At 61.1% G+C, this 26499-nt stretch carries 19 protein-coding genes; 17 read left to right on the top strand and 2 right to left on the bottom strand.

Annotated features, from left to right (window positions below):
• Positions 1–46: 46 nt before the first annotated feature.
• Both thiI and typA read left to right on the top strand, forming a co-directional pair.
• Positions 47–1501, top strand: a complete 1455-nt coding sequence (gene thiI / locus JFU58_RS31075) for a tRNA uracil 4-sulfurtransferase ThiI (protein WP_063033503.1) — start codon at positions 47–49, stop codon at positions 1499–1501.
• Between the two features lie 139 nt (positions 1502–1640).
• The gene (typA, locus tag JFU58_RS31070; protein WP_063033502.1) at positions 1641–3461 is read left to right on the top strand and encodes a translational GTPase TypA; all 1821 of its coding nucleotides are present in this window, start codon (positions 1641–1643) and stop codon (positions 3459–3461) included.
• Between the two features lie 196 nt (positions 3462–3657).
• On the opposite strand, the gene JFU58_RS31065 is transcribed toward typA, so the two are convergent.
• Positions 3658–4092, bottom strand: coding sequence for a YkgJ family cysteine cluster protein (locus tag JFU58_RS31065; protein ID WP_063033501.1), 435 nt, complete (start codon positions 4090–4092; stop codon positions 3658–3660).
• 235 nt (positions 4093–4327) lie between these two features.
• Between JFU58_RS31065 and JFU58_RS31060 the strand changes: the two genes are divergently transcribed.
• The 6 genes from JFU58_RS31060 (at position 4328) to JFU58_RS31035 (ending at position 13958) form a co-directional block, all read left to right on the top strand.
• Positions 4328–6778: a glycogen/starch/alpha-glucan phosphorylase gene (locus tag JFU58_RS31060; protein ID WP_063033500.1), complete on the top strand. Its 2451-nt coding sequence runs from the start codon at positions 4328–4330 to the stop codon at positions 6776–6778.
• Positions 6779–6948: 170 nt separating this feature from the next.
• Positions 6949–10485: a DUF2339 domain-containing protein gene (locus JFU58_RS31055; protein WP_201143049.1), complete on the top strand. Its 3537-nt coding sequence runs from the start codon at positions 6949–6951 to the stop codon at positions 10483–10485.
• Complete coding sequence (locus JFU58_RS31050; RefSeq protein ID WP_201143048.1) at positions 10485–11840, top strand: DUF3999 domain-containing protein; 1356 nt, start codon at positions 10485–10487, stop codon at positions 11838–11840. Before JFU58_RS31055 ends, JFU58_RS31050 begins: the two co-directional genes overlap by 1 nt.
• A gap of 107 nt (positions 11841–11947) precedes the next feature.
• Complete coding sequence (locus tag JFU58_RS31045; protein ID WP_063033497.1) at positions 11948–12958, top strand: class 1 fructose-bisphosphatase; 1011 nt, start codon at positions 11948–11950, stop codon at positions 12956–12958.
• Positions 12959–13101: 143 nt separating this feature from the next.
• The gene (locus JFU58_RS31040; RefSeq protein ID WP_003217986.1) at positions 13102–13356 is read left to right on the top strand and encodes a hypothetical protein; all 255 of its coding nucleotides are present in this window, start codon (positions 13102–13104) and stop codon (positions 13354–13356) included.
• A 32-nt stretch (positions 13357–13388) separates the two neighbouring features.
• The gene (locus JFU58_RS31035; RefSeq protein ID WP_017478186.1) at positions 13389–13958 is read left to right on the top strand and encodes a lipocalin family protein; all 570 of its coding nucleotides are present in this window, start codon (positions 13389–13391) and stop codon (positions 13956–13958) included.
• 113 nt (positions 13959–14071) lie between these two features.
• Here the strand turns inward: JFU58_RS31035 and JFU58_RS31030 are convergent, their stop codons facing one another.
• A complete protein-coding gene (locus JFU58_RS31030) occupies positions 14072–15436 on the bottom strand; it encodes a formimidoylglutamate deiminase (RefSeq protein WP_177025850.1) in 1365 nt (454 codons plus the stop codon).
• Between the two features lie 147 nt (positions 15437–15583).
• Here JFU58_RS31030 and hutC point away from each other — a divergent pair, with 147 nt between their 5' ends.
• The 9 genes from hutC to hutH (JFU58_RS30985) all read left to right on the top strand — a co-directional run bounded on the left by hutC (position 15584) and on the right by hutH (JFU58_RS30985) (position 26448).
• Positions 15584–16294: a histidine utilization repressor gene (gene hutC / locus JFU58_RS31025; protein ID WP_017478188.1), complete on the top strand. Its 711-nt coding sequence runs from the start codon at positions 15584–15586 to the stop codon at positions 16292–16294.
• Positions 16291–16851 carry a HutD/Ves family protein gene (locus tag JFU58_RS31020; RefSeq protein WP_093202700.1) on the top strand — a complete coding sequence of 187 codons (561 nt, stop codon included), beginning with the start codon at positions 16291–16293 and terminating at the stop codon, positions 16849–16851. The genes hutC and JFU58_RS31020 overlap by 4 nt, the downstream gene beginning before the upstream one ends.
• A gap of 322 nt (positions 16852–17173) precedes the next feature.
• On the top strand, positions 17174–18844 hold the full coding sequence (gene hutU, locus JFU58_RS31015) for a urocanate hydratase (RefSeq protein WP_063034085.1): 1671 nt from the start codon (positions 17174–17176) through the stop codon (positions 18842–18844).
• A 149-nt stretch (positions 18845–18993) separates the two neighbouring features.
• Entirely contained in the window at positions 18994–20451 is a 1458-nt protein-coding gene (locus JFU58_RS31010) for a purine-cytosine permease family protein (protein WP_063033494.1), read from the top strand.
• Positions 20452–20520: 69 nt separating this feature from the next.
• Complete coding sequence (locus JFU58_RS31005) at positions 20521–21486, top strand: ABC transporter substrate-binding protein (protein WP_063033493.1); 966 nt, start codon at positions 20521–20523, stop codon at positions 21484–21486.
• A gap of 71 nt (positions 21487–21557) precedes the next feature.
• On the top strand, positions 21558–22409 hold the full coding sequence (locus JFU58_RS31000; protein WP_017478193.1) for an ABC transporter permease: 852 nt from the start codon (positions 21558–21560) through the stop codon (positions 22407–22409).
• A complete protein-coding gene (locus JFU58_RS30995; RefSeq protein WP_063033492.1) occupies positions 22406–23230 on the top strand; it encodes a quaternary amine ABC transporter ATP-binding protein in 825 nt (274 codons plus the stop codon). Before JFU58_RS31000 ends, JFU58_RS30995 begins: the two co-directional genes overlap by 4 nt.
• 136 nt (positions 23231–23366) lie before the next feature.
• Complete coding sequence (gene hutH, locus JFU58_RS30990) at positions 23367–24890, top strand: histidine ammonia-lyase (protein WP_201143046.1); 1524 nt, start codon at positions 23367–23369, stop codon at positions 24888–24890.
• A 19-nt stretch (positions 24891–24909) separates the two neighbouring features.
• The gene (gene hutH, locus JFU58_RS30985; RefSeq protein WP_201143045.1) at positions 24910–26448 is read left to right on the top strand and encodes a histidine ammonia-lyase; all 1539 of its coding nucleotides are present in this window, start codon (positions 24910–24912) and stop codon (positions 26446–26448) included.
• Positions 26449–26499 lie beyond the last annotated feature (51 nt).

Below are 26499 nucleotides of genomic sequence, written 5' to 3'. Positions count from 1 at the left end.
TAATCCGCGCCCCCCTTTTTCGGCTGGGCCTGCGCGCGCTGTTTTCATGAAATTAATCGTTAAAGTCTTCCCCGAGATCACCATCAAGAGCCGACCGGTACGGATGCGTTTCATCCGTCAATTGGCCAAGAATATCCGTGCCGTGCTCCGCGATCTGGACCCGGCTGTGGTGGTGAACGGTGTGTGGGACAATCTCGAACTGGAAACCCGCCTCACAGACCCCAAGGCCTTGAAGGACATGACCGAGCGCCTGAGCTGCGTGCCGGGCATCGCGCATTTCCTGCAGGTCGACGAGTACCCGTTGGGTGACTTCGACGACATCACCGAAAAGTGCAAACAGCACTACGGCGATGTGCTGGCGGGCAAGGTTTTTTCGGTGCGTTGCAAACGCGCCGGCAAGCACCCGTTCAGCTCCATGGATGTCGAGAAATACGTGGGCAGCAAGCTGCGTCGCGAGTGCGGCGCCGCCGGAATTTCCCTGAAAGCGCCACAAATTGAAGTGCGGATGGAAATTCGCGACCAACGGTTGTTTGTGATCCACAGCCAGCACGACAGCATCGGCGGCTACCCGCTGGGTGCCCTGGAACAGACCCTGGTCTTGATGTCCGGCGGTTTCGATTCCACCGTTGCGGCCTACCAGATCATGCGCCGCGGGCTGATGAGCCACTTCTGCTTCTTTAACCTGGGCGGGCGTGCACACGAATTGGGCGTGATGGAAGTCGCGCATTACATCTGGAAGAAGTACGGCAGCTCGCAACGGGTGCTGTTTGTCAGCGTACCGTTCGAGGAAGTCCTGGGAGAAATTCTCGGGAAAGTCGATAACAGTCATATGGGCGTAGTATTGAAGCGTATGATGTTGCGCGCTGCGTCCCGAATCGCGGATCGGCTGGAAATCGACGCACTGGTCACCGGTGAAGCGATTTCCCAGGTGTCCAGCCAGACCCTGCCGAACCTGTCGTTGATCGACTCTGTGACCGAGAAGCTGGTATTGCGCCCGCTGATCGCCAGTCACAAGCAAGACATCATCGACCTGGCGACCCAGATCGGCACGGCGGATTTCGCCAAGCACATGCCGGAATATTGCGGGGTCATCTCGGTGAACCCCAAGACCCACGCCAAACGCAACCGCGTGGAGTACGAAGAACAACAGTTCGACATGGCAGTTCTCGAGCGAGCGCTTGAGAACGCCAAACTGGTGCCGATCGATCGGGTTATCGACGAATTGGGCCAGGATTTGCAGATCGAAGAAGTCAGCGAGGCTCTGGCCGGTCAGATCATCATCGACATCCGTCACCCGGATGCCGCTGAAGACGAGCCGCTGGAAATTGCTGGCATCGACGTACAAACGCTGCCGTTCTATGCATTGAATGCGCGTTTCAAGGAACTGGATGACAGCCGTCAGTACCTGTTGTATTGCGACAAAGGCGTGATGAGTCGCCTGCATGCCCACCATTTGCTCAGTGAGGGGCATGCCAATGTGCGCGTTTATCGACCGAGCTAAGAGCCCGGGGCTGTTTGCCTGTGGCCTGCGTCACCGGCCCCCCGACTCTGCCGTCAAGCTGTAACGGCAAGGCCTGACTCTACTGTTAATCGCTGCCACGACCTGTCAGCACACCGAATCCTCTGATCGAGATACACAAGTGATCGAAAATCTACGCAACATCGCCATCATTGCTCACGTTGACCATGGTAAGACCACCCTGGTAGACAAACTCTTGCGTCAATCCGGCACCCTGGAGCGCAACGAGCTCAACGACGAGCGCGTGATGGACTCCAACGACCAGGAGAAAGAGCGCGGTATTACCATTCTGGCGAAAAACACCGCCATCAACTGGAACGGCTACCACATCAACATCGTGGACACCCCGGGCCACGCCGACTTCGGCGGCGAAGTTGAACGCGTAATGTCGATGGTTGACTCCGTTCTGCTGCTGGTTGACGCTCAAGACGGCCCTATGCCGCAAACCCGTTTCGTGACCAAGAAGGCTTTCGAAGCCGGCCTGCGTCCAATCGTGGTCATCAACAAGGTTGACCGTCCAGGCGCGCGTCCGGACTGGGTTCTGGACCAGATCTTCGACCTGTTCGACAACCTGGGTGCCACCGAAGAACAGCTGGACTTCAAAGTCGTCTACGCCTCGGCCCTGAACGGCATTGCCGGTCTGGAACACACCGACATGGCTGAAGACATGACCCCGCTGTACCAGTCGATCGTCGACAACGTACCTGCGCCGAAAGTCGACCGCGATGGTCCGTTCCAGATGCAAATCTCCGCACTGGACTACAACAGCTTCCTAGGTGTTATCGGCGTTGGCCGTATCGCTCGTGGCCGCATCAAGCCGAACACTCCGGTTGTCGCTATCGACGCCGACGGCAAGAAGCGCAACGGTCGTATCCTGAAGCTGATGGGTCACCACGGCCTGCACCGCATCGACGTTGAAGAAGCAGCTGCCGGCGACATCGTCTGCATCAGCGGCTTCGACCAGCTGTTCATCTCCGACACGCTGTGCGACCCACTGAACGTCGAAGCGATGAAGCCGCTGACCGTTGACGAACCAACCGTTTCCATGACCTTCCAGGTAAACGACTCGCCTTTCTGCGGTAAAGAAGGCAAGTTCGTGACCTCCCGGAACATCAAGGAGCGTCTGGACAAAGAGCTGCTGTACAACGTTGCTCTGCGCGTTGAAGAAGGCGACTCGGCTGACAAGTTCAAAGTCTCCGGCCGTGGTGAGTTGCACCTCTCGGTACTGATCGAAACCATGCGTCGCGAAGGCTTCGAAATGGGTGTTGGTCGTCCGGAAGTGATCATCCGTATGGTTGACGGCGTGAAGCACGAACCGTACGAAAACGTGACCATCGACCTGCCGGAAGAATCCCAAGGTTCGATCATGGAACAGATCGGTATCCGTAAAGGCGACCTGACCAACATGGTTCCGGATGGCAAGGGCCGTGTGCGCCTTGAGTACAACATCCCGGCTCGTGGCTTGATCGGTTTCCGTAACGAGTTCCTGACCCTGACCTCCGGTGCAGGCATCCTGACCTCGATCTTCGACCGTTACGACGTGATGAAGTCCGGCGACATGTCCGGCCGTCAGAACGGCGTGCTGGTTTCGGTAGCTACCGGTAAGGCGCTGACTTACTCGCTGGAAACCCTGCAAGCTCGCGGCAAACTGTTCCTGGGTCACGGTGAAGACGTGTACGAAGGTCAAATCGTCGGCATCAACAGCCGCGACAACGACCTGGGCGTTAACCCAACCAAAGGCAAGAAGCTCGACAACATGCGTGCTTCGGGTAAAGACGAAACCATCGCTCTGGTTCCGCCTATTCGCTTCACCCTGGAGCAGGCTCTGGAATTCGTTCAAGAAGACGAATTGTGCGAAGTCACTCCTAAGTCCATCCGTCTTCGTAAGAAGATCCTGGGCGAAAGCGAGCGTACCCGCGCTGCGAAAAAAGCTGGTAACTAAGTCTTTTAGTTAGCTGCAAAAAAACGCCCCCGACCGCAAGGTCGGGGGCGTTTTTTTATGCCTGCAATATCTGTAGTGACTGCGACGGCCTCATCGCGGGCAAGCCCGGCTCCCACATTTTGATATGTGCACACATTCAACTGTGGGAGCTGGCTTGCCTGCGATAGGGCCCTCAAGGCCCCCACAAAAATTTGGATCAGAACTTATCGAGTGTCCGATGATTGGTCTCGCGCACCACTTCCTTCGGCTTGTACGCGCAATACCCCGGACGCGGTCCGATTTTCGGGTGATTGCGGCAAGTATCCGGGCGCTTGTCATAAATAGTGCAGAAGCGGCTCTTACGATCCAGGTACAGGCAATCGTTGTTGCTCATGCGCTGCAGGGTGAAGATCTCGGATTTGGCATTGAAGCGCTCGACGATACCTTCCTTCTGCAAGCGCTTGGCGATGTTCTTCGGCGGGTCGCCACGCTCGAATTCATCGACGATGCCGATGCGGATCAGGTCCTTGATCTTCACCTCAACCGGCAGGGTGCAGCAGCTCGACACACAGCCGCCACACATATGGCTTGAGTATTTCTGCCAGGTCTCGAGACGGTCGAGTTCCGCGGCGGCGATCAGTTGAGGCTTCATCAGGTTTCCAAGAGGGGTGTTATCCGGCGCGGGATCATACCGGAACTGGTGGTTTTTTGAACAATATCTTCCAGGTTTCAGCTCGAAGGCTGTGACGGGCCACAAACGGGCACGGCCCCTGCATCTAAATCATGCAAAGGTGAATGAGTTAAAAAACTGCCGAACCAGAGCGTCTACCGTCTGTCAGACCGTCTAGGCTCTAGCAACTCCTTCTATCTCGCCCGAGGTCGCATCGATGTCTCAGGAACCGCTTGTACGAGAAGCAGAGGTAGCCGCATTTCGCGATGCCGTCTTGACCAAACTGACCTATGCGGTGGGCAAGGACCCCGATCATGCCTTCGACCACGACTGGTTCGAAGCTATCGCACTGGCCGCCCGCGACCACATGGTCGACCACTGGATGGACCACACGCGACACATCTACCGCAAGGGACAGAAGCGGGTCTATTACCTCTCGCTGGAATTCCTGATCGGCCGTCTGCTCTACGACAGTCTGAGCAACCTCGGCTTGCTGGACGTGGCCCGTGAGGCCATGAGTGAGCTCGGTGTGGACATGGAGCGCATTCGCCTGCTGGAGCCCGACGCGGCCCTGGGCAACGGTGGTCTTGGCCGCCTGGCGGCGTGCTTCATGGAAAGCATGTCGACACTGGGCATTGCCGGCCACGGCTATGGTATTCGTTATGAGCATGGGCTGTTCCGCCAGGCAATTGTCGACGGCTGGCAGCAGGAACAAACCGAACGCTGGCTGGATTTCGGCAACCCTTGGGAGTTCGAGCGCGCCGAAGTGATCTACCCGATCGGCTTTGGCGGTGGTGTGGAAACCGTGCTGGACGCGTCCGGCAAGTCGATTCAGGTGTGGTCACCGAATGAAACTGTACGCGCGGTAGCGTATGACACCCCGGTGGTCGGCTGGCGCGGCGCAAGTGTCAACACCTTGCGCCTGTGGCGTGCCCGTGCGGTGGAAGACCTGCACCTGGAACGCTTCAACGCCGGTGACCACCTGGGCGCTGTCGCCGAAGTGGCCCGCGCCGAAAGCATCTCCCGAGTGCTCTACCCGGCCGACAGCACCGAAGCGGGGCAGGAACTGCGCCTGCGCCAGGAATACTTCTTCGTTTCCGCCTCGTTGCAGGACTTGCTGCGTCGCCACAAAAACATGCACGGCTCGGTGCTGAGCCTGGGCGAACACGCGGCCATCCAGCTCAACGACACGCACCCGTCGATTGCGGTGGCCGAGTTGATGCGCCAGTTGGTGGACCTGCACGACATCCCGTGGGATGCCGCCTGGGACGTGACCGTCGAAACCCTGTCGTACACCAACCACACCTTGCTCCCCGAGGCTTTGGAAACCTGGCCGGTCGGCCTGATGGAACGCATGCTGCCGCGGCACATGCAGATCATCTACCTGATCAATGCCCAGCACATCGACTCGCTCCGGGCCAAAGGCATCCACGACTTCGACGTACTGCGCGCCGTCTCGTTGATCGAGGAAGACAACGGCCGCCGCGTACGCATGGGCAACCTGGCGTTCCTCGGCTCCCACAGCGTGAACGGCGTGTCGGGCCTGCACACCCAACTGATGCGCAGCACGGTGTTCTCTGAACTGCACAAGCTCTACCCGGACCGCATCAATAACAAAACCAACGGCATTACGTTTCGCCGCTGGTTGTTCCAGGCGAATCCAAAACTCACCGCGATGCTGGTGGAAGCGCTGGGTCCGGACATTCTCGACAACACCGAAACCCGTCTGGTTGAGCTGGAAACCTTCGCCGAGAAGCAAGCGTTCCGCAAAGCCTTCGCCGAGCAGCGTCTGCATAGCAAAAGGGCGCTGGCCGACATCATTCACGAGCGCCTGGGGGTTTCGGTCAACCCGGCGGCGATGTTCGATGTGCAGGTCAAACGGATCCACGAGTACAAGCGCCAGCTGTTGAACCTGCTGCACACCGTCGCGCTGTACCAGGCGATCCGTGCCGAGCCGGGCACCGATTGGGTGCCGCGGGTGAAGATATTCGCCGGCAAGGCAGCGGCCAGCTATCACCAGGCCAAGCTGATCATCAAGCTGACCAACGACATCGCCCGCACCGTCAACAACGACCCCACCGTGCGTGGGTTGCTCAAGGTGGTGTTCCTGCCCAACTACAACGTCAGCCTGGCGGAAAGCATCATTCCGGCGGCTGACCTGTCGGAGCAGATTTCCACTGCCGGCTTTGAGGCGTCGGGCACCAGCAACATGAAGTTCGGCCTCAACGGTGCACTGACCATCGGCACCATGGACGGCGCCAACGTCGAGATGCACGAGCGTGTCGGCGCGGATCACATGTTTATCTTCGGCCTCAGTGCCGAGCAGGTTGAAGCGCGCAAGCATGCCGGAGAGTTCAATGCCGGGCCAGACGTTGCCGCGTCTCATCGCTTGAATGACGTACTGCAAGCGATTCGCGGCGGGGTGTTCTCGCCGGATGATCCGGGCCGTTATGCCGGGTTGGTGGATTCGCTGATCGACTACGACCGCTTCCTGGTCTGTGCCGACTTTGATTCCTACTGGGATGCCCAGGCGCGGGTCGAGGCTCATTGGCACGATTCCAAGGAATGGTGGCGCTCGGCGGTGCTCAATACCGCGCGCATGGGGTGGTTCTCGTCGGACCGGACCATCCGGGAGTATGCGACGGAGATCTGGAAAGCGTTGGATTAGACACCGCAATACAAAATGTGGGAGCGGGCTTGCTCGCGAAGGCGGTGGACCAGTCGACAAATTTGTGACTGATCCACCGCCTTCGCGAGCAAGCCCGCTCCCACATGGGGTCCGTGTCGATATACTGAGCATCGCCTTTGCCCGCTTCGGGCTGCTTAGGGATATCCACCATGCAATGGATTTTCATGCTGATTGGCCTGGTGCTCGGCTGGACGCTCGATGAGTCGTTCAGTGATGCGGGCATTGGTGCGTTGCTCGGTTTGGGCATTGGCCAGGCGATTCGCCTGTCGATGCTTGCCTCGCGTACGGAGGAGCAAGGCCGTCAGCTGGAGTCGGCCCGGAACGCCCTGAAGGTGGTCGAGCAACGCCTGGCTCTGCTGGAAAGGCCTGCCGCCGTTGAAGCCCCTGAACCTGTCTTTGTCGAAGAGCCGCTGCCGGTAGCGGCGCCGCCCGAACTCGTCTGGGAATTACCCGCCGAACTGGAACCTGCCTACGCAACCGTGGCGGCCGAGCCCAGCCAGCCATTGCCGGCTGACGTGTGGAGGGCTGAGCCGAGCGCCAGCATTCCTGAACAACCCGCCGCGCCTGCGTTACCTCGCGGCCCCAACTTCATCGAACGCGCCATCAGCGGTGCCCGCAACTGGCTGTTCGGTGGCAACACCGTGCTGCGGGTCGGCGTGGTGCTGTTGTTCCTCGGCCTGGCGTTCCTGCTGCGTTATGCCACTGAAGGCATGGTGGTGCCGATCGAGCTGCGTTATGCCGGTGTTGCCGGCTGTGCGTTGGCCTTGCTGGGCCTGGGTTGGTGGCTGCGGCTGCGCAATAGCAACTACGGGTTGATGCTGCAAGGCACCGGTATTGCCGTGTTGTACCTGACGGTATTCGCCGCGATGCGCCTGCATCCGTTGCTTGATCCCGGTGCAGCCCTCGGCTTGCTGGTGGCTGTCACGGTGTTCTCGGCGATCCTGGCGATTACCCAGGACGCCCTCGGCCTGGCCTGCGCCGCCGCCCTCGGCGGTTTTGCCGCGCCTATCCTTACGTCTACCGGCGCCGGTAATCATGTGGCGCTGTTCAGTTACTTCGCCCTGCTTAACGCGGGCATTCTCGCCATCGCCTGGTTCAAGGCCTGGCGCCTGCTCAACCTGATCGGCTTTGTCGGCACCTTCGGTATCGGCTTCGCTTGGGGCATGCGCTCTTATACGCCGGAGTTGCTGTGGAGCACCGAGCCGTTCCTGATTCTATTTTTCCTGATGTACCTGGGCATCGGCCTGTTGTTCGCCCGGCGCAAGTTGCTGGAGATGCGCGACGCGCCGGACGATGACAGCCGTGGCGCGCTGCTGCGTTGGTCAGCGGCCAAAGGTGATTACGTTGACGGCAGCATGCTGTTCGGTCCGCCGCTGGTGGGCTTCGGTTTGCAGTTTGCGCTGGTGCAGCACCTGGAGTTTGCCGCCGCGTTCAGCGCGCTGGCCCTGGGCATTATCTACATGGGCCTGGCCCGTTTGTTGAGCGGCGGGCGCGCCCTGCTGCTGGCGGAAACCTGCCTGGCGCTGGGCGTGATCTTTGCCAGCCTGGCGATTCCCCTGGGCCTCGACGTACGCTGGACCGCGGCGGCCTGGGCCGTGGAAGGCGCCGGGATCTTCTGGCTCGGCCTGCGCCAGCAACGGCCGTTGGCGCGGGCGTTTGGCTTGCTGTTGCAAGTCGGCTCCGCGCTGGCTTTCCTCAGCGAATTGCGGGTGGGCGAGACCAGTCTGTTGGATGGCGCACCGTTGGGTGCGTTGTTGCTGGGTGCGGCATTGCTGTTCAGTTTCTTCCAGTTGCGCAAGGCGCCGGTGGAGCAAGCGGCGCAGTGGGAGCGTCGTGGCTTGCCGGTGTTGGCCAGCGTCGGCCTGGGTTTCTTGTATCTGCTTGCGCCGCTGTTGCTGTCGACCCAAGGCACCGCCATCAGTTGGGCGATAGCGGGTCTTGCGACCCTGCTGGTCGGGCTGCGCATCGGCTCGCGCACGTTCCTCTTTACCGCGTTTGCCGTGCAACTGCTGGGTGGGGCGCTATTCCTGCTGCGGTTGCGGACGGGCGCCGATTCCGGCGCGGTGTTCAGTGCGGGTTGGAGCGGGCTGCTCACGGCTTCGCTGATTGGCCTGGCGTTGATTGGCGGCATGCTGCTGGCCGCGCGGGACACCATGGTGCGCAGCGATGCGCGGTTGTTGCGTGGCCTGTCGGTGGTGTTGCTGGCCGGGCTGGTGCTGATCAACCTGGCGGTGCTGTTCGTGCTGCCGTGGGAAACCGCCAGCGGCGTGTGGGCGGCCAGTGGTTTGTTGATCATCTGGCTGAGCCTGTATCTGCAACAACGCGTCAGTTTTATCTTCGGGTTGTTGCTGCAAGTGATCGGTGGCGCTTCGTTCCTGATCGCGGTGCCGGACCTGCTCGGGCCGCTGGCCAGCGAGGGTTTGCGTCCTTTGGGCCATAGCGGTTTCTGGACGCCAATGGTGCTCGGGCTGGCAGCGCTGGTCGGTGCCTGGCGCTTGCAGCGCCGGCCACATGCACCGGTGTTCGAAACGCTGAGTTTGCAGCGGCTGTCCGACGTGCTGCTGGTGTGGGGCGCGGGCTGGTGGACGCTGGCGTTGGTCAGTGAAGTGCTGCGTTTTGCGCCGTCGATGCTGCAAGGTACCTGGCTATTGGCGGTGGCGGCGGTGAGTGTGGCGATCTGGGCCGTATTGGCCTTGCGGCTGCAATGGGCGTCGCTGGGCTTGCTTTGCACGCTGTTGATGCCGGCGGCGGGCGTGGTGTTGCTGGGCGCGTGGGGCTCGCGTTATCACCCGGCGGCGAATTTCGCCTGGCTGGCGTGGGCAGCGGTATTTGCGGTGCACTTCATGTCGCTGCGGCGCCTGGCGTTGGTCATCCCGGAAAAAGCCCTGGGCGCCGCGCACGTGCTCGGTTGCTGGCTGCTGATCGGCGTGCTGGCGCTGGAGTTGCGCTACGGCCTGTTGCTGCTGTCCGAGGAATACAACGCCTGGCGCTGGCTGGGCTGGGCGATTCTGCCGAGCCTGTATCTGGTGCTGGCCGCTGCGCCGCGCAGTTGGCCGTGGCCGGTGTCGGCGTACCCACGCGAGTACCGGTTGTATGCCGCGCTGCCGTTGGCGGTGCTGATGCTCGGCTGGTTCTGGCTGGCGAATATCTTCAGCGACGGCACCGCCGAGCCGTTGCCTTATGTACCGCTGCTTAACCCGTTGGATCTGGGATTGTTGTTCGCACTGCTGGGTGTGTACCTATGGTCTCGCAGTGCCGCACCAGAACGCGGGCCGCGCGCCGAGCTGGTCGCCCAGGCGGTCGCCGGTGCGTCGTTGTTCGCCTTCTTCACCGCGCTGGTGATGCGCACGGCTCACCATTGGGGCGGCGTGCCGTTCCATCTGGATGCGTTGCTGGAGTCGATGCTGGTGCAGGCCGGGTTGTCGATCGTCTGGACCTTGATTGCCCTGAGCCTGATGATCGGTGGCCATCTGCGTCACCGGCGTGAGGTGTGGTTGATCGGTGCGGCGTTGATTGCCGTGGTGGTCGCCAAATTGTTCTTCGTCGAATTGAGCAACCGCGGCGGGCTGGCGCGGATCGTATCGTTTATCGGTGTGGGCGGGCTGTTGCTGGTGGTGGGCTATTTCGCCCCGCTGCCGCCCAAGCGCCCCGAGCCGGTGGTTGAAACTGAAGGAGTGGCCTCTTGATGGGCAAGCTGAGTGTGGCGCTTTTGGGGTTGTGCACTACGTTATCGGCCTGGGCCCAGGAAACGCCCGCCGACTTCACCACGCGGGTGCCGCTGACGGTCAGTGGTGGAGGCCCGTGGTACCGCCTGGAGCTGCCGTTGGCGGTGCAATTGAGCGCCCGTCAGGCCGACCTGAGTGATGTGCGGGTGTTCAACGCAGCCGGCGAACCCCAGGCCTACGCGCTGGCGCGGCAGTCGGTGCGAAGCACCGAAAGCCGCAGCCTGTCCAACGTGAAGTGGTTCCCGCTGTACGCCGCGGCCGACTCCGCTGAAGCCGTGCCCAGCGTGCGTGTGCAATCCACTTCCACCGGCACGTTGGTGCAAGTGCAGCCGCCTAGCCAATTGGAGGCAGGCGAAGAGGTCCTGCGCGGCTGGTTGCTCGACGCCAGTGGGATCAAGGCGCCGTTGCAGCAACTGGTCCTCGACTGGACCAGTGAGCGCGACGGCTTCCAGCGTTTCAGCATCGAAGCCAGCGACGACTTGCAGCACTGGCGTGCCTGGGGCGAAGGGCAGGTGGCGCGACTGTCGTTTGCCGATGAGCGGGTCGAGCAGCACGAAGTGAGTTTGCCTGGGCAGTCGGCGCGGTACCTGCGCCTGCTCTGGAAAGGCCAGGCCGCACCGACACTGACGTCGGCGCAGTTGGAGAGTGTCAGCGCCCATAGCCTGCCGTTGCCGCTGGTGTGGTCGCAGCCATTGTCGGGCAGCCGTCTCAAGGCCGGGGAATACAGCTGGCAGTTGCCCAGCGCACTGAATGTCGAACGTCTGCGTATCGACCTGAGCCAACCCAACAGCCTCGCACCGGTCACTCTGTCGGGCCGCCGAGAGAGCAATCAGGCCTGGCAGCCTTTGAGCAGTGGCTTACTCTATCGACTGACGCAAAATGGCCAGGACGTTTTACAGAACGAATTGCAGTTGCCCGGGCAGGCCGTTGCGCAGCTCAAGCTCAACGTGGACGAACGCGGCGGTGGCTTGGGTGTGGAGGCGCCGACGCTGAGCTTTGCGGTGCGGGCCACGCAGTTGGTTTTTCTGGCACGGGGCGAGCCACCGTTCACGTTGGCGTTGGGCAATCCGTCGGTGAAAGGCGCGAATTTGCCGCTGTCGACGTTGATCCCGGATTACAGTGCTGAACGCTTCGCCACGCTTGGGCAGGCCAACGTGGCGGGCGAAGCGGTGGTGACTTCGCCTGCGGTTGCGACCCCTGTTGATGCCGGGCCGAACTGGAAAAAGCTCGGTCTTTGGGCCGTGCTGCTGCTCGGTGTGGCGGCGCTGGGCGCCATGGCCTACAGTTTGCTGCGCAAGCCGCCGGTGGCACGTTAAATAAAGTCCATGAACTCTATTGGGTTTAAATCCTCTGATAGGAGGAAATACGCCCCGACTCGCGTTAAACTGCGCGGGTTTTTAGCCCCCACTTTCCGGAGCCTTCCATGTCCCGCGTTACCCTGAGTCGCTATTTGATCGAGCAGACCCGCAGCAACAACACGCCTGCCGATCTGCGCTTCCTTATCGAAGTGGTGGCGCGTGCTTGCAAGGAAATCAGCCACGCCGTCTCCAAAGGCGCGTTGGGTGGTGTCCTGGGCAGCATGGGCACTGAAAACGTACAAGGCGAAGTGCAGAAGAAACTCGACGTGATTTCCAACGAAATCCTGCTGGAAGCCAACGAATGGGGTGGTCACCTGGCCGGCATGGCGTCCGAGGAAATGGACAATGCCTACCAGATCCCGGGCAAGTACCCGAAAGGCGCCTACCTGCTGGTATTCGACCCATTGGACGGTTCGTCGAACATCGACATCAACGCGCCGGTTGGCACCATCTTCTCGGTACTGCGTTGCCCGAACGAATACCTGAGCCAGAACGAAGCCCTGAACGAAAAGGCCTTCCTGCAGCCAGGCACCGAGCAGGTCGCTGCCGGTTACGCGATCTACGGCCCGCAGACCATGCTGGTGCTGACCCTGGGCGACGGCGTCAAAGGCTTCACCCTGGACCGTGAAATGGGCAGCTTCGTGCTCACCCACGAAGACATCACCATTCCTGTGTCCACCCAGGAATTTGCGATCAACATGTCCAACCAGCGCCACTGGGAAGAGCCGGTCACTCGCTATGTAAGCGAGCTGATGGCCGGCGAAGAAGGTCCGTTGAAGAAGAACTTCAACATGCGCTGGGTGGCTGCGATGGTTGCCGACGTGCACCGTATCCTGACCCGTGGTGGCTTGTTCATGTACCCACGTGACAGCCGTGAGCCCTCCAAACCGGGCAAGCTGCGCCTGATGTACGAAGCCAACCCGATGTCGTTCCTGGTTGAACAGGCGGGCGGTGCGTCCACCGACGGCCACCAGCGCATCCTCGACATCCAGCCTGAAGGCCTGCACCAGCGTGTGGCGGTGTTCCTGGGGTCGAAGGAAGAAGTTGAGCGTGTGACCGGCTACCACAAGGCGTAAGTCTTTGCGGTAAGCAAAAGCCCCGAAACGTTTCAGCGTTTTCGGGGCTTTTTTGTTTTCGCTCGTCGGGAACCAGACACCCCTTTTCCCTTCTAAGCTTCTGGCAGACCCCCAAGCTGCTTCGTCTCTCCAGGAGTTATTCCATGTCGTTACGCCGTCTCGCCCTGTTGTCGTTTTGCGTGCTTCTGGCCGCTTGCAGCAAGGTCACCCAAGAAAATTACGCAAAACTGTCGGCCGGCATGCCCAAGGCCGAAGTGGAGTCGTTGCTGGGTAAGCCGACTGATTGCTCTGGCGCGCTGGGTATGTCCAGTTGCACCTGGGGCGATAAAAACAGCTTTATCAGCGTGCAATACGCCGGTGACAAAGTACTGATTTTTTCCGGGCAAGGCCTGAAGTAAACCGGGGCGAAAGCCTGCGGGAGAAAAACAACATGATGCGTTTCGTTCTATACCTCTGCGCCAGCCTGTTTTTGGCGGGCTGCGCCAGCCATTCTGGCGATGATCTGCAACCCAAGACTGTCGGCAGCGTCAACCTCAAGCGTTACCAGGGCACCTGGTATGAATTGGCCCGTTTGCCGATGTACTTCCAGCGCAATTGCGCACAGTCCGAAGCCCGCTACACGCTGTTGCCCGACGGCAATATGTCGGTATTCAACCGCTGCCTGACGCCTGAGTGGAAATGGCAAGAAGCCAAGGGCACGGCCACGCCGCAGGTCGCCGGCAGGACCGACAAACTGTGGGTGGAATTCAATAACTGGTTCACCTCGCTGTTGCCGGGCGTGGCCAAGGGCGATTACTGGGTGCTGTACGTCAGCGATGACTACAAGACCGCCATTGTCGGCAGCCCTAGCCGGCGCTACATGTGGTTATTGTCGCGCACGCCGACGGTCAGCGCCGACACCCGCGAAGACCTGCTGAGCAGGGCGCGACAACAGGGGTATGACACCACGCGCTTGATCTGGCGTACGTCGGACAAGCAGATGGCGAAGACTTCGCAGTAACGGAAGAACGCCATCGTTCCAATGTGGGAGCTGGCTTGCCTGCGATAGCGGTGTTGGATTCACCATCGCTATCGCAGGCAAGCCAGCTCCCACATTTTGTTATGTGTCGTCTGTTAGCCCAGCAAATCCCGCAGGACCTGGGTAAACGCCCGGCTGCTGTCTTCTTCGGCGGCGTGATGCCCGTCGCGAATCACCCACTGGCCGTTCACCAGCACATCCCGCACCTGGCGATCACCACCGGCAAACAGCCAGCGATTGAGAATCCCGTCTTCGTTTGCCGTCGCCAGGTACGGATCGTTGCCATCCAGCACCAGCCAGTCCGCACGCTTGCCGACTTCCAGGCGCCCAATCGGCTGCCCCAGCGCTTCGGCACCGCCGTCCAGCGCGGCATCGAACAGCGTACGGCCGACCATCGGTTGATCGCTGCGATACAGCCGGTTGCGCCGCTGGTCCCGCAGCCGCTGCCCATATTCCAGCCAGCGCAATTCTTCCACCACGCTCAGCGATACATGGCTGTCGGAACCAATCCCCATGCGCCCGCCTTGGGCCAGGAAGTCCACCGCCGGGAAAATTCCGTCCCCCAGGTTGGCTTCAGTGGTCAGGCACAGCCCGGCAATCGCCCGGCTCTTGGCCATCAACGTCACTTCTTCCGGGTTGGCGTGGGTGGCGTGCACCAGGCACCAGCGCTGATCCACTTCAACATGGTCATACAACCATTGCAGCGGACGCTGGCCGCTCCAGGCCAGGCAGTCGTCGACTTCCTTTTGCTGCTCGGCGATATGGATATGCACCGGGCACGTCTTGTCGCTGGCGGCCAGCACGTCGCTGATCTGTTGGGGTGTTACCGCGCGCAGCGAGTGGAAGCACAGGCCCAGCTGTTGCGCCGGTTGCGCAGCCAGAATCGGTTGCAGGCGTGATTGCAGGTTCAGGTAATGCTCGGTGCTGTTGATAAAGCGTCGCTGGCCTTCGTTGGGTGCCTGGCCGCCAAAACCGGAGTGGCTGTAGAGCACCGGCAGCAAGGTCAGGCCGATACCGCTGCTGGCGGCGGCCTGGCTGATTTGTTGCGACAGCTCGGCGGGGTCTGCATAAGGCTGGCCGCTGACGTCGTGGTGCACGTAGTGAAATTCGGCCACCGAGGTGTAGCCGGCCTTGAGCATTTCGATATACAGCTGGCGCGCGATGATCTGCAGTTGGTCGGGGCTGATCTTGCCAACCATCCGGTACATCAGGTCACGCCAGGTCCAGAAGCTGTCATTCGGGTTGCCGGCCACTTCCGCCAGCCCGGCCATCGCCCGCTGGAACGCGTGGGAATGCAGGTTCGGCATGCCCGCCAGCACCGGGCCCCTGAGCCGTTCGGCACCGTCTGCACTGGCGTTGGGCTCAACCTTGATCAGCAGGCCATCGGCGCTGACTTCAAGACGTACATCGTTGGCCCATCCATTAGGCAGCAGCGCGCGTTCGGCAAAGAAAGCGGACATGATTCAGGCACCCCGGTCGTGTGTTTATTTGTATATACATATACAGACGTTTGCCTGCTCGGTAAACTCCGGCAAGCTATGCTTCTTTTTCACCTACAAGGATTTCTCGTGCCGACTCCGCCTGCCAAGTCTCCACTGGCTGCCCACATGGACGAAAGTCCGGCGCCCTTGTACGCCCGCGTCAAACAGATGATCAGCCAGCAGATTCTCAACGGCAATTGGCCGCCGCATTATCGCGTGCCGTCGGAAAGCGAACTGGTCAACCAGCTGGGCTTCAGCCGCATGACCATCAACCGCGCGCTGCGCGAATTGACCGCCGAAGGCCTGCTGGTGCGCATGCAAGGTGTGGGCACCTTTGTCGCCGAGCCCAAGAGTCAATCGGCGCTGTTTGAAGTGCACAACATTGCCGATGAGATCGCCTCTCGCGGTCATCGTCATACGTGCAAAGTCATCACCCTCGGTGAAGAAGCCGCCGGTTCCGAGCGCGCTGTCGCCCTGGAAATGCGCGAAGGCGGTCGGGTGTTCCACTCGTTGATCGTGCACTACGAAAACGACATCCCGGTGCAAATCGAAGACCGCTTCGTCAACGCCCTGGTCGCGCCGGAATACCTGCAGCAGGATTTCACCCAGCAAACGCCTTATGCCTACCTCAACCAGGTGGCGCCGCTGACCGAAGGCGAGCACGTGGTGGAGGCAATCCTGGCCGACGCCGATGAATGCACGTTGCTGCAAATCGAAACCAGCGAGCCATGCCTGTTGATTCGCCGCCGCACCTGGTCTGGCCGCCAGCCGGTCACGGCTGCGCGTTTGATCCACCCCGGTTCCCGTCATAGCCTGGAAGGACGTTTCAGTAAATGAGTTCGATGAAAGTCTGGCGCGCCGCCGATTACATCCGCATGCCGTGGAAAAACGGTGGCGGCAGCACTGAAGAAATCACCCGTGACGCGGGCGAGGGCCTGGACGGTTTCGGCTGGCGCCTGTCGATTGCCGATATCGCCGAGTCGGGCGGGTTCTCCACCTTTGCCGGGTACCAGCGGATCATCACCGTGCTGCAAGGCTCGGGCATGGTGCTGACGGTGGACGGCGAGGAACAACTCGGGTTGTTACCGCTGCAGCCATTCCCGTTCAAGGGTGACAGCCAGGTGGCCTGCCGCTTGATCGGCGGGCCGATCCGCGATTTCAACCTCATCTATTCGCCGCAACGCTATCAAGCGCGGTTGCAATGGATGGACGGTACGCAGCGCTTCTTCAGCGCCGCCCACACCGTGCTGGTGTTCAGCGTGGCCGATGAAGTGAAGGTGCTCGGTGAGCGGCTGAACCGTCACGATTGCCTGCAACTGGACGGTAACACCGGCCTGCTGGACGTCAGCGTCACCGGCCGTTGCTGCGTCATCGAACTGACTGCACGGGCTTGAACAAGTGGGGGCTTCCCCCCACATCGTGTTTCCAAGACCCCGCACCAACTTGTTACCGAATGCCCCAGCATGGCGCAAAAGCCTGCCTGAGTAACAAGCCTCCCTCGCTGTAAAAACCTCCTGCAAGAAAATTCATCAAGCTGCTAAGCCTTGTTCTTAAAGGCTTGCGCTCCCGTTCGCAAAAAATCTGCAGCGGCCCTCAGCCAAGTTGGCCGCTTGATTGCATATGCTTGTATGTACAAGTAAAGATGTGTGCGTAAGAGTCCATGAACATCCTCTTCGCACCAATCATGTTCGCGCATTGATCGTTGAGGAATTTTTTGTGACCAAGCCTACCAAGTACCGTGACGTTGAAATCCGCGCTGCCCGTGGCAACAAGCTCACCGCCAAAAGCTGGCTGACTGAAGCGCCGCTGCGCATGCTGATGAACAACCTCGACCCACAGGTGGCCGAGAACCCGAAAGAGCTGGTGGTGTACGGCGGCATCGGCCGGGCCGCGCGCAACTGGGAGTGCTACGACCAGATCGTCGAAAGCCTGACCAACCTCAACGACGACGAAACCCTGCTGGTGCAATCCGGCAAACCCGTCGGCGTATTCAAGACCCACAGCAACGCCCCGCGCGTACTGATCGCCAACTCCAACCTGGTGCCGCACTGGGCCAGCTGGGAACACTTCAACGAACTCGACGCCAAGGGCCTGGCCATGTACGGCCAGATGACCGCTGGCAGCTGGATCTACATCGGCAGCCAGGGCATCGTGCAGGGCACCTACGAAACCTTCGTCGAAGCTGGCCGCCAACATTACAACGATGACCTCAAGGGCCGTTGGGTCCTGACCGCCGGCCTCGGCGGCATGGGCGGCGCCCAGCCGCTGGCCGCCACCCTGGCCGGCGCGTGCTCGCTGAACATCGAATGCCAGCAGGTCAGCATCGATTTCCGCCTGAGCAGCCGCTACGTTGACGAGCAAGCCACCGACCTCGACGACGCCCTGGCGCGCATCGAGAAATACACCAAGGAAGGCCGCGCGATCTCCATCGCCCTGCTGGGCAACGCGGCGGAAATCCTGCCGGAACTGGTCAAGCGCGGCGTGCGCCCAGACATGGTCACCGACCAGACCAGCGCCCACGATCCGCTCAACGGCTACCTGCCCGCCGGCTGGACCTGGGACGAATACCGCGCCCGCGCCAAGACCGAACCGGCCGAGGTGATCAAGGCCGCCAAGCAATCCATGGCGGTGCACGTTCAGGCGATGCTGGACTTCCAGAAAATGGGCGTGCCGACCTTCGACTACGGCAACAACATCCGCCAGATGGCCCAGGAAGAAGGCGTGGAAAACGCCTTCGACTTCCCGGGTTTCGTACCGGCCTACATCCGCCCGCTGTTCTGCCGTGGCATCGGCCCGTTCCGCTGGGCTGCGCTGTCGGGCGACCCGCAAGACATCTACAAGACCGACGCCAAAGTCAAAGAGCTGATCCCGGACGACGCCCACCTGCACAACTGGCTGGACATGGCCCGCGAGCGCATCAGCTTCCAGGGCTTGCCGGCACGTATCTGCTGGGTTGGCCTGGGCCAGCGCGCCAAGCTCGGCCTGGCATTCAACGAAATGGTGCGCAGCGGCGAGCTGTCGGCGCCGATCGTGATTGGCCGCGACCACCTGGACTCCGGCTCGGTGGCCAGCCCCAACCGTGAAACCGAATCGATGCAGGACGGTTCCGACGCCGTGTCCGACTGGCCACTGCTCAACGCCTTGCTCAACACCGCCAGCGGCGCGACCTGGGTTTCGCTGCACCACGGCGGCGGCGTCGGCATGGGCTTCTCCCAGCACTCCGGCATGGTGATCGTCTGCGACGGTACCGACGAAGCGGCCGAGCGCATCGCCCGCGTACTGCACAACGACCCGGCCACCGGCGTGATGCGTCATGCCGATGCGGGTTACCAGATCGCCATCGACTGCGCCAAAGAGCAGGGCCTCAATCTCCCGATGATCAAGTAAAGACAGGCTCGGTCCTGTGGGAGCCGGGCTTGCCCGCGATGCAGACGACTCGGTTTTTCAGTAAGACCGAGGTGATGCCATCGCAGGCAAGCCAGCTCCCACAGAAGAGCAATCCGCATCCAGAACAATCCATCAGAGGTTGAACATAAATGGCTGTAACAGACGCTCGTGCAAGCACCACCCCGTTGATCGAAAGGCGTTCGATCGACTACATCCCGGAAGCGGAAAGACACGGCCGTCTATTGAGTCAGTTCACCCTGTGGTTGGGTGCCAACCTGCAAATCACCGCGATTGTCACCGGGGCCCTGGCCGTGGTGTTGGGCGGTGATGTGTTCTGGTCGTTGATCGGTCTGTTGATCGGTCAACTGCTGGGGGGCGGCGTCATGGCGCTGCACGCAGCTCAGGGCCCGCAATTGGGCTTGCCGCAAATGATCTCCAGCCGCGTGCAGTTTGGCGTGTATGGCGCGGTCATCCCGCTGGTGCTGGTGTGTCTCATGTACATCGGGTTCTCCGCCAGCGGCTCATTGCTGGCGGGGCAGGCGGTGGCGCAGTTGCTCCACGTCGAAGACTGGGTCGGCATCGTGTTGTTCGCGGGGCTGATTATGGTGTTCACGATCTTCGGCTACCGGGTGATCCACGGTATCGGTCGCATCGCCAGCGTGCTGGGGGTGGTTGCCTTCGTGTACCTGTTCTACAAGCTGCTGGCCGGTAACGACATCGGTGCGTTGCTGGGCAACAAGCATTTTTCCCTGAGCAGTTTCCTGCTGGCGATTTCCCTGTCGGCGTCCTGGCAGATTGCGTTCGGCCCTTACGTGGCGGACTACTCGCGCTATTTGCCACGCAGCACGCAAGCGTCGAAAACCTTCTGGGCCGTGGGCCTGGGTTCAGTGATCGGCGCGCAGGCTTCGATGGTGTTTGGTGTATTTGCAGCGGCCCTGGCCGGTTCGCAATTCGCTCACCACGAAGTGTCGTTTATCGTCGGCCTGGGCGGTACCGGGATCGTCGCCGCGCTGCTGTATTTCAGCATCGCCTTCGGCAAGGTCACCGTGACCACCCTGAATGCCTACGGCAGCTTCATGTCCATCGCGACGATAATCAGCGGCTTCCGTGGCAGCCGACATATCGGCAGTGGCACGCGCCTGTTGTACATCTTCGTCATGGTGTCGCTTGCCGCCGCGCTGGCGTTGTTGGGCAAGGACTCGTTCCTCAAGGATTTCTCCGCGTTCATCCTGTTCCTGCTGGCGTTTTTCACGCCCTGGAGCGCGATCAACCTGGTGGATTTCTACTGCATCACCAAAGAACGCTACGACATCCCGGCGCTGTCCAATCCCGACGGCCGCTACGGTCGCTGGAACCTGATGGGCATCAGCATCTACGTGTTTGGCGTGCTGATTCAGATGCCGTTCATCTCCACGCATTTCTACACCGGGCCACTGGTCGCCAGCCTCGGCGACACCGATATCTCCTGGATCATCGGCCTGGTGGTACCGGCTGCGCTGTACTACTGGGCTGCCAAGAAGTGGCACAGCGCAATACCTGAACACTTGATCCTGCCGGTAGAGCAGGGCGCTGCACCAACGACAAACGGGCTGGCTGCACAGGCCTGATGGGACGTGGACAGGGCAGGATGCCTACTGACTGCCGTAATCCATTTCAAGATTGGGAGCGTCACAACAATGAAAATGAATAAGACCCTGTTGGCCACTTTGCTTTCGGCAGGCTTGCTGGCTTCTGCTGGCGCCCAGGCGGCCGGTTGGTGCGAGTCCGGCAAACCGGTGAAATTTGCCGGTTTGAACTGGGAAAGCGGCATGTTGCTGACCGACATCCTGCAAACCGTGCTGGAAAAAGGCTATGACTGCAAAACCGACAGCCTGCCGGGTAACTCCATCACCATGGAAAACGCCCTGAGCAGCAATGACATCCAGGTATTCGCCGAGGAGTGGGTAGGCCGCAGCGAAGTCTGGAACAAGGCTGAGAAGGCCGGCAAGGTCGTCGGTGTCGGTGCTCCGGTCGTGGGTGCTGTCGAAGGTTGGTACGTGCCGCGCTATGTGATCGAAGGCGACGCCAAGCGCAAGCTGGAACCCAAGGCACCGGACCTGAAAAGCATCGCCGACCTGGCCAAATACGCCTCGGTGTTCAAGGACCAGGAAGAGCCGTCCAAGGGCCGTTTCTATAACTGCCCGGCCGGCTGGACCTGTGAGCTGGACAACAGCGAGATGCTGAAAAGCTATGGCCTGGAAAGCACCTACACCAACTTCCGCCCAGGCACCGGCCCGGCGCTGGATGCGGCGGTGTTGTCGAGCTACAAGCGTGGCGAGCCGATCCTGTTCTACTACTGGTCGCCAACCCCGTTGATGGGCCAGGTCGACTTGGTGAAGCTGGAAGAAAAGCCCGGTGTGGATAAAAGCGTGAGCATCAAGGTCGGTCTGTCCAAGACCTTCCACGAGCAAGCCCCGGAATTGGTGGCTGTGCTGGAGAAGGTCAACCTGCCCATCGACCTGCTGAACCAGAACCTGGGCCGCATGGCCAAAGAACGAATTGAATCACCAAAACTGGCGAAAATTTTCCTCAAGGAACATCCTGAAGTCTGGCACGCATGGGTGAGCGACGACGCAGCCAAGAAAATCGACGCGGCCTTGTAGGTTGAGCGTTTCCGGTTGCCCTCGCAGGCAACCGGACGCCCGGCCACAACCCACTGGATCGAGAGCACACTATGTTTCCTGAGAGTTTTACGTTTTCCATCGCCGATTGGGTCAACAGTTGGGTTGATTCGCTGGTGACCAACTACGGCGATGTGTTCCGGCACATCTCCGACACCCTGTTGTGGGCCATCGTCAATCTTGAAGGTGTGCTGCGCGCAGCACCCTGGTGGCTGATGCTGGCAATTGTCGGCGGTATCGCCTGGCACGCCACGCGCAAGGTCGTCACTACAGCGGTAATCGTCGGTTTGCTGTTCCTGGTGGGCGCTGTTGGCCTGTGGGACAAGCTGATGCAAACCCTGGCGCTGATGATGGTGGCCACGGTGATCTCGGTGCTGATCGGCATTCCCCTGGGAATATTGTCGGCCCGTAGCAATCGCCTGCGTTCGGTGCTGATGCCGCTGCTGGACATCATGCAAACCATGCCCAGCTTCGTGTACCTGATCCCGGTGCTGATGCTGTTCGGCCTGGGCAAGGTCCCGGCGATTTTCGCCACCGTGATCTACGCCGCTCCTCCACTGATTCGCCTGACCGACCTGGGCATTCGCCAGGTAGACGGCGAAGTCATGGAAGCGATCAACGCCTTCGGTGCCAACCGCTGGCAGCAACTGTTCGGCGTGCAACTGCCGCTGGCCCTGCCGAGCATCATGGCCGGGATCAACCAGACCACCATGATGGCCCTGTCGATGGTGGTCATCGCCTCGATGATCGGTGCTCGTGGCCTGGGTGAAGATGTATTGGTCGGTATCCAGACGCTTAACGTTGGACGTGGCCTTGAAGCCGGTCTGGCGATCGTGATTCTCGCAGTGGTCATCGACCGCATTACCCAGGCCTATGGTCGTCCACGGCATGAGGCGAGCAAATGACTACCGTCAGCAAGATTGAAGTCAAAAACGTATTCAAGATCTTCGGCAATCGTTCCAAGGAAGCGCTGGCGCTGATTGGCCAGGGCAAGACCAAGGACCAGGTGCTGGCCGAGACCGGTTGCGTGGTGGGTGTGAACGACCTGTCCCTGAGCATCGGCACCGGCGAGATCTTCGTGATCATGGGCCTGTCGGGTTCCGGCAAGTCGACCCTGGTGCGCCACTTCAACCGCCTGATCGACCCCACCAGTGGCGCAATCCTGGTGGACGGCGAAGACATCCTGCAACTGGACATGGAAGCCCTGCGCCAATTCCGCCGGCACAAGATCAGCATGGTGTTCCAGAGCTTCGGCCTGCTGCCCCACAAGAGCGTGGTGGACAACGTCGCCTACGGTCTGAAAGTGCGCGGCGAAACCAAGCAAGTGTGCACCGAGCGTGCGCTGCACTGGATCGAAACCGTGGGCCTCAAAGGCTACGAAAACAAATACCCGCACCAGCTCTCCGGCGGCATGCGCCAACGGGTGGGCCTGGCTCGCGCCCTGGCGGCCGACACCGACATCATCCTGATGGACGAAGCGTTCAGTGCCCTCGACCCGCTGATCCGTGCCGAGATGCAGGACCAGTTGCTGGAGCTGCAAAAAACCCTGCACAAGACCATCGTCTTTATCACCCACGACCTCGACGAGGCCGTGCGCATCGGCAACCGCATTGCGATCCTCAAGGACGGCAAGCTTATCCAGGTCGGCACGCCCCGGGAAATCCTGCATTCGCCGGCGGATGAATATGTGGACCGGTTTGTTCAGCGGCGGGCTGCGGTGGTTTGACCCGCGATGTGTGGTGAGTTGACTGGCGCTATCGCAGGCAAGCCAGCTCCCACATTTGAAATGCATTCCCCTGTGGGAGCGGGCTTGCCCGCGAAGAGGCCGGTAAGGCTGCACAAGAATTGAAGAAGGTACAACGATGTCCCAGGCTGAAAAAATCATCATCGCTGACGCCCCGATGCGTTGGCAGGACGTGGTCGCCGTGGCCCGCCACGGTGCGATCCTCGAACTCTCGGGCCACGCCTGGGCTCGCATCGACAATGCCCAGGCCATCGTCCAGCGCATCGTCAGCAGCGGCGAGCGCGCCTACGGTATCAACACCGGCCTGGGCGCCTTGTGCAATGTGTCGCTCAAGGACGAACAGCTGAGCCGGCTGTCGCGCAACACCTTGCTCAGCCATGCCTGCGGCGTCGGCGCGCCACTGAGTGTGGAGCAAACCCGCGCGATCATTTGCGCGGCGATCATCAACTACAGCCACGGCAAATCCGGCCTGCATCCGCAGGTGGTGCATTCGCTGCTGGGGCTGCTCAACCATGGCATCACGCCGCAAGTGCCGTCCCAGGGCTCGGTGGGTTACCTGACCCACATGGCGCACATTGGCGTCGCCTTGCTCGGCGTCGGCGACGTCAGCTACCGGGGCCGTATCGTTCCGGCGCATCAGGCGCTGACCGAAGAAGGTTTGCAGCCGGTGGTGCTCGGTGCCAAGGACGGGCTGTGCCTGGTCAATGGCACGCCATGCATGACCGGCCTCAGTTGCCTGGCCTTGGCGGATACGCACCGCCTGCTGCAATGGGCCGACGTAATCGGTGCCATGAGTTTTGAAGCCCAGCGTGGCCAGATCGACGCCTTCGACGAAGAAATCATTGCCCTCAAACCGCACCCGGGTATGCAGCAAGTGGGCATCAACCTGCGGGCGTTGCTGGACGGCAGTGAAGTGATCGCCAGCAGCAAAGGCATTCGTACCCAGGACGCCCTGAGCATCCGTTCGATTCCCCAGGTGCACGGCGCCGCCCGCGACCAACTGGAGCACGCCACCCGCCAGATCGAAACCGAACTCAACGGCGCCACTGATAACCCACTGGTGCTCGGCACGCCGGACAACTACCGCGTGGTGTCCCAGGCCAACCCTCATGGGCAGTCTGTGGCCCTGGCGGCAGACATGTTGGCCATCGCCATGGCGGAAATCGGCTCCATCGCCGAGCGCCGCCTGGACCGCCTGATCAACCCGCACGTGAGTGGCTTGCCGGCGTTCCTGGTGAGCAACCCCGGGGTCAACTCCGGGATGATGATCGTGCAGTACGTCGCGGCCTCGCTGTGCGGGCAAAACCGCCAATTGGCGCAACCGGCGGTGCTCGACAACTTCGTCACCTCAGGCTTGCAGGAAGACCACCTGAGCATGGGCACCAACGCCGCGCTGAAGCTGTATTCGGTGCTGGAAAACGTCACCCAGATCCTCGCCATCGAGTACCTGCTGGCGGCCCAGGCGTTCGAATTTCTCCAGGAGCAACGCTTCGGCGCCGGCACCGACGCCGCCTGGGGTTTGTTGCGTGAACACGTCCCGGCCTACGACCAGGACCGCTGGCTGGCGCCGGATATCGCAGCCACCGCCGCGTTGCTCAAGGCTTCCGATTTGTTGAACCGTGTTTTACCGAATTTGCACTGAAACCTAATTCAAAAGGAGTATGAATGTGACTGCGCTAAATCTGATTCCAGGCCAACTGAGCCTTGCCCAACTGCGGGCCATCTACCAGCAGCCGGTAACCCTCAGCCTGGATGATAGCGCCTCGGCCCAGATCGAAGCCAGTGTCGCCTGTGTGGAGCAGATTCTCGCCGAGAACCGCACCGCCTACGGCATCAACACCGGTTTCGGCCTGCTGGCCTCGACTCGCATCGCCAGCGAAGACCTGGAAAACCTCCAGCGTTCCCTGGTGCTGTCCCACGCCGCTGGCGTGGGTGAGCCCATCAGCGATGCGCTGGTGCGGCTGGTCATGGTGCTCAAGGTCAACAGCCTGAGCCGTGGTTTCTCCGGGATTCGCCGGCAGGTCATCGACGCGCTGATCGCCCTGATCAACGCCGAGGTGTACCCGCACATTCCGTTGAAAGGTTCGGTGGGTGCCTCCGGTGACCTGGCGCCATTGGCCCACATGTCGCTGGTGCTGCTGGGCGAAGGCAAGGCCCGTTACAAAGGCGAATGGCTGGAAGCCACCGAGGCGCTGAAAGTCGCCGGCCTGACGCCGCTGACCCTGGCCGCCAAAGAAGGCTTGGCCCTGCTCAACGGCACTCAGGTGTCCACCGCTTATGCCCTGCGCGGCCTGTTCGAAGGCGAAGACCTGTTCGCCGGTGCATTGGCCTGTGGCGCCCTGACGGTGGAAGCCGTACTGGGTTCGCGCTCGCCGTTCGACGCACGCATTCACGCTGCCCGTGGCCAGCGTGGCCAGATCGACTCTGCGGCCGCATATCGCGCCCTGCTGGGTGACAGCAGCGAAGTGTCCCAATCCCACGAGAACTGCGACAAGGTCCAGGACCCGTACTCCCTGCGTTGCCAGCCGCAAGTCATGGGCGCCTGCCTGACCCAGTTCCGCCAGGCGGCCGAAGTGCTGGTGGTGGAAGCCAACGCCGTATCGGATAACCCGTTGGTGTTTGCGGCTGAAGGTGACGTGATTTCCGGCGGCAACTTCCACGCTGAACCGGTGGCCATGGCCGCCGACAACATGGCGTTGGCCATCGCGGAAATCGGCTCCCTGAGCGAGCGTCGTATCTCGTTGATGATGGACAAGCACATGTCGCAACTGCCGCCATTCCTGGTGGGCAACGGTGGTGTGAACTCCGGCTTCATGATCGCCCAGGTGACCGCGGCGGCATTGGCCAGCGAGAACAAGGCGCTGGCCCATCCCCATAGCGTCGACAGCCTGCCGACTTCTGCGAACCAGGAAGACCACGTATCCATGGCGCCGGCTGCGGGCAAACGCCTGTGGGAAATGGCCGAAAACACCCGCGGTGTATTGGCGGTGGAATGGTTGGCGGCGTGTCAGGGCCTGGACCTGCGCAATGGCTTGAAAACCTCACCTGCCCTTGAAAAGGCGCGCGGGATCCTGCGCAGCAAAGTGGCGTTTTATGAGAAGGACCGGTTCTTTGCGCCGGACATCAATGCCGCCAGTGAATTGTTGGCGACGCGTTGCCTGAATGAGCTGGTGCCGGCGAAGTTGCTGCCGAGCTTGTAAGAGCGACACCGATCCAGTGTGGGAGCTGTCGAGCCCCGGTGAGGCTCCCAC

Origin of the sequence: Pseudomonas sp. TH34 (assembly GCF_016650865.1) — a bacterium.
In the GTDB taxonomy this organism is placed as follows: Bacteria; Pseudomonadota; Gammaproteobacteria; order Pseudomonadales; family Pseudomonadaceae; genus Aquipseudomonas; species Aquipseudomonas yamanorum.
The sequence above is the reverse complement of the archived record's forward strand: the minus strand, read 5'-3'. Positions and strand labels throughout refer to the sequence as shown.

Bases quoted from the DNA above. Each gene is read 5' to 3' on its own strand.
- JFU58_RS31045 (WP_063033497.1), top strand. From the start codon at position 11,948: ATGTCCCGCGTTACCCTGAGTCGCTATTTGATCGAGCAGACCCGCAGC.
- hutH (WP_201143046.1), top strand. From the start codon at position 23,367: ATGTCCCAGGCTGAAAAAATCATCATCGCTGACGCCCCGATGCGTTGG.
- JFU58_RS31050 (WP_201143048.1), top strand. From the start codon at position 10,485: ATGGGCAAGCTGAGTGTGGCGCTTTTGGGGTTGTGCACTACGTTATCG.
- hutC (WP_017478188.1), top strand. From the start codon at position 15,584: ATGGACGAAAGTCCGGCGCCCTTGTACGCCCGCGTCAAACAGATGATC.
- JFU58_RS31040 (WP_003217986.1), top strand. From the start codon at position 13,102: ATGTCGTTACGCCGTCTCGCCCTGTTGTCGTTTTGCGTGCTTCTGGCC.
- JFU58_RS31055 (WP_201143049.1), top strand. From the start codon at position 6,949: ATGCAATGGATTTTCATGCTGATTGGCCTGGTGCTCGGCTGGACGCTC.
- JFU58_RS31020 (WP_093202700.1), top strand. From the start codon at position 16,291: ATGAGTTCGATGAAAGTCTGGCGCGCCGCCGATTACATCCGCATGCCG.
- JFU58_RS31005 (WP_063033493.1), top strand. From the start codon at position 20,521: ATGAAAATGAATAAGACCCTGTTGGCCACTTTGCTTTCGGCAGGCTTG.
- JFU58_RS31000 (WP_017478193.1), top strand. From the start codon at position 21,558: ATGTTTCCTGAGAGTTTTACGTTTTCCATCGCCGATTGGGTCAACAGT.
- thiI (WP_063033503.1), top strand. From the start codon at position 47: ATGAAATTAATCGTTAAAGTCTTCCCCGAGATCACCATCAAGAGCCGA.
- JFU58_RS31065 (WP_063033501.1), bottom strand. From the start codon at position 4,092: ATGAAGCCTCAACTGATCGCCGCCGCGGAACTCGACCGTCTCGAGACC.
- JFU58_RS31035 (WP_017478186.1), top strand. From the start codon at position 13,389: ATGATGCGTTTCGTTCTATACCTCTGCGCCAGCCTGTTTTTGGCGGGC.
- JFU58_RS31010 (WP_063033494.1), top strand. From the start codon at position 18,994: ATGGCTGTAACAGACGCTCGTGCAAGCACCACCCCGTTGATCGAAAGG.
- JFU58_RS31030 (WP_177025850.1), bottom strand. From the start codon at position 15,436: ATGTCCGCTTTCTTTGCCGAACGCGCGCTGCTGCCTAATGGATGGGCC.
- JFU58_RS30995 (WP_063033492.1), top strand. From the start codon at position 22,406: ATGACTACCGTCAGCAAGATTGAAGTCAAAAACGTATTCAAGATCTTC.
- JFU58_RS31060 (WP_063033500.1), top strand. From the start codon at position 4,328: ATGTCTCAGGAACCGCTTGTACGAGAAGCAGAGGTAGCCGCATTTCGC.
- hutH (WP_201143045.1), top strand. From the start codon at position 24,910: ATGAATGTGACTGCGCTAAATCTGATTCCAGGCCAACTGAGCCTTGCC.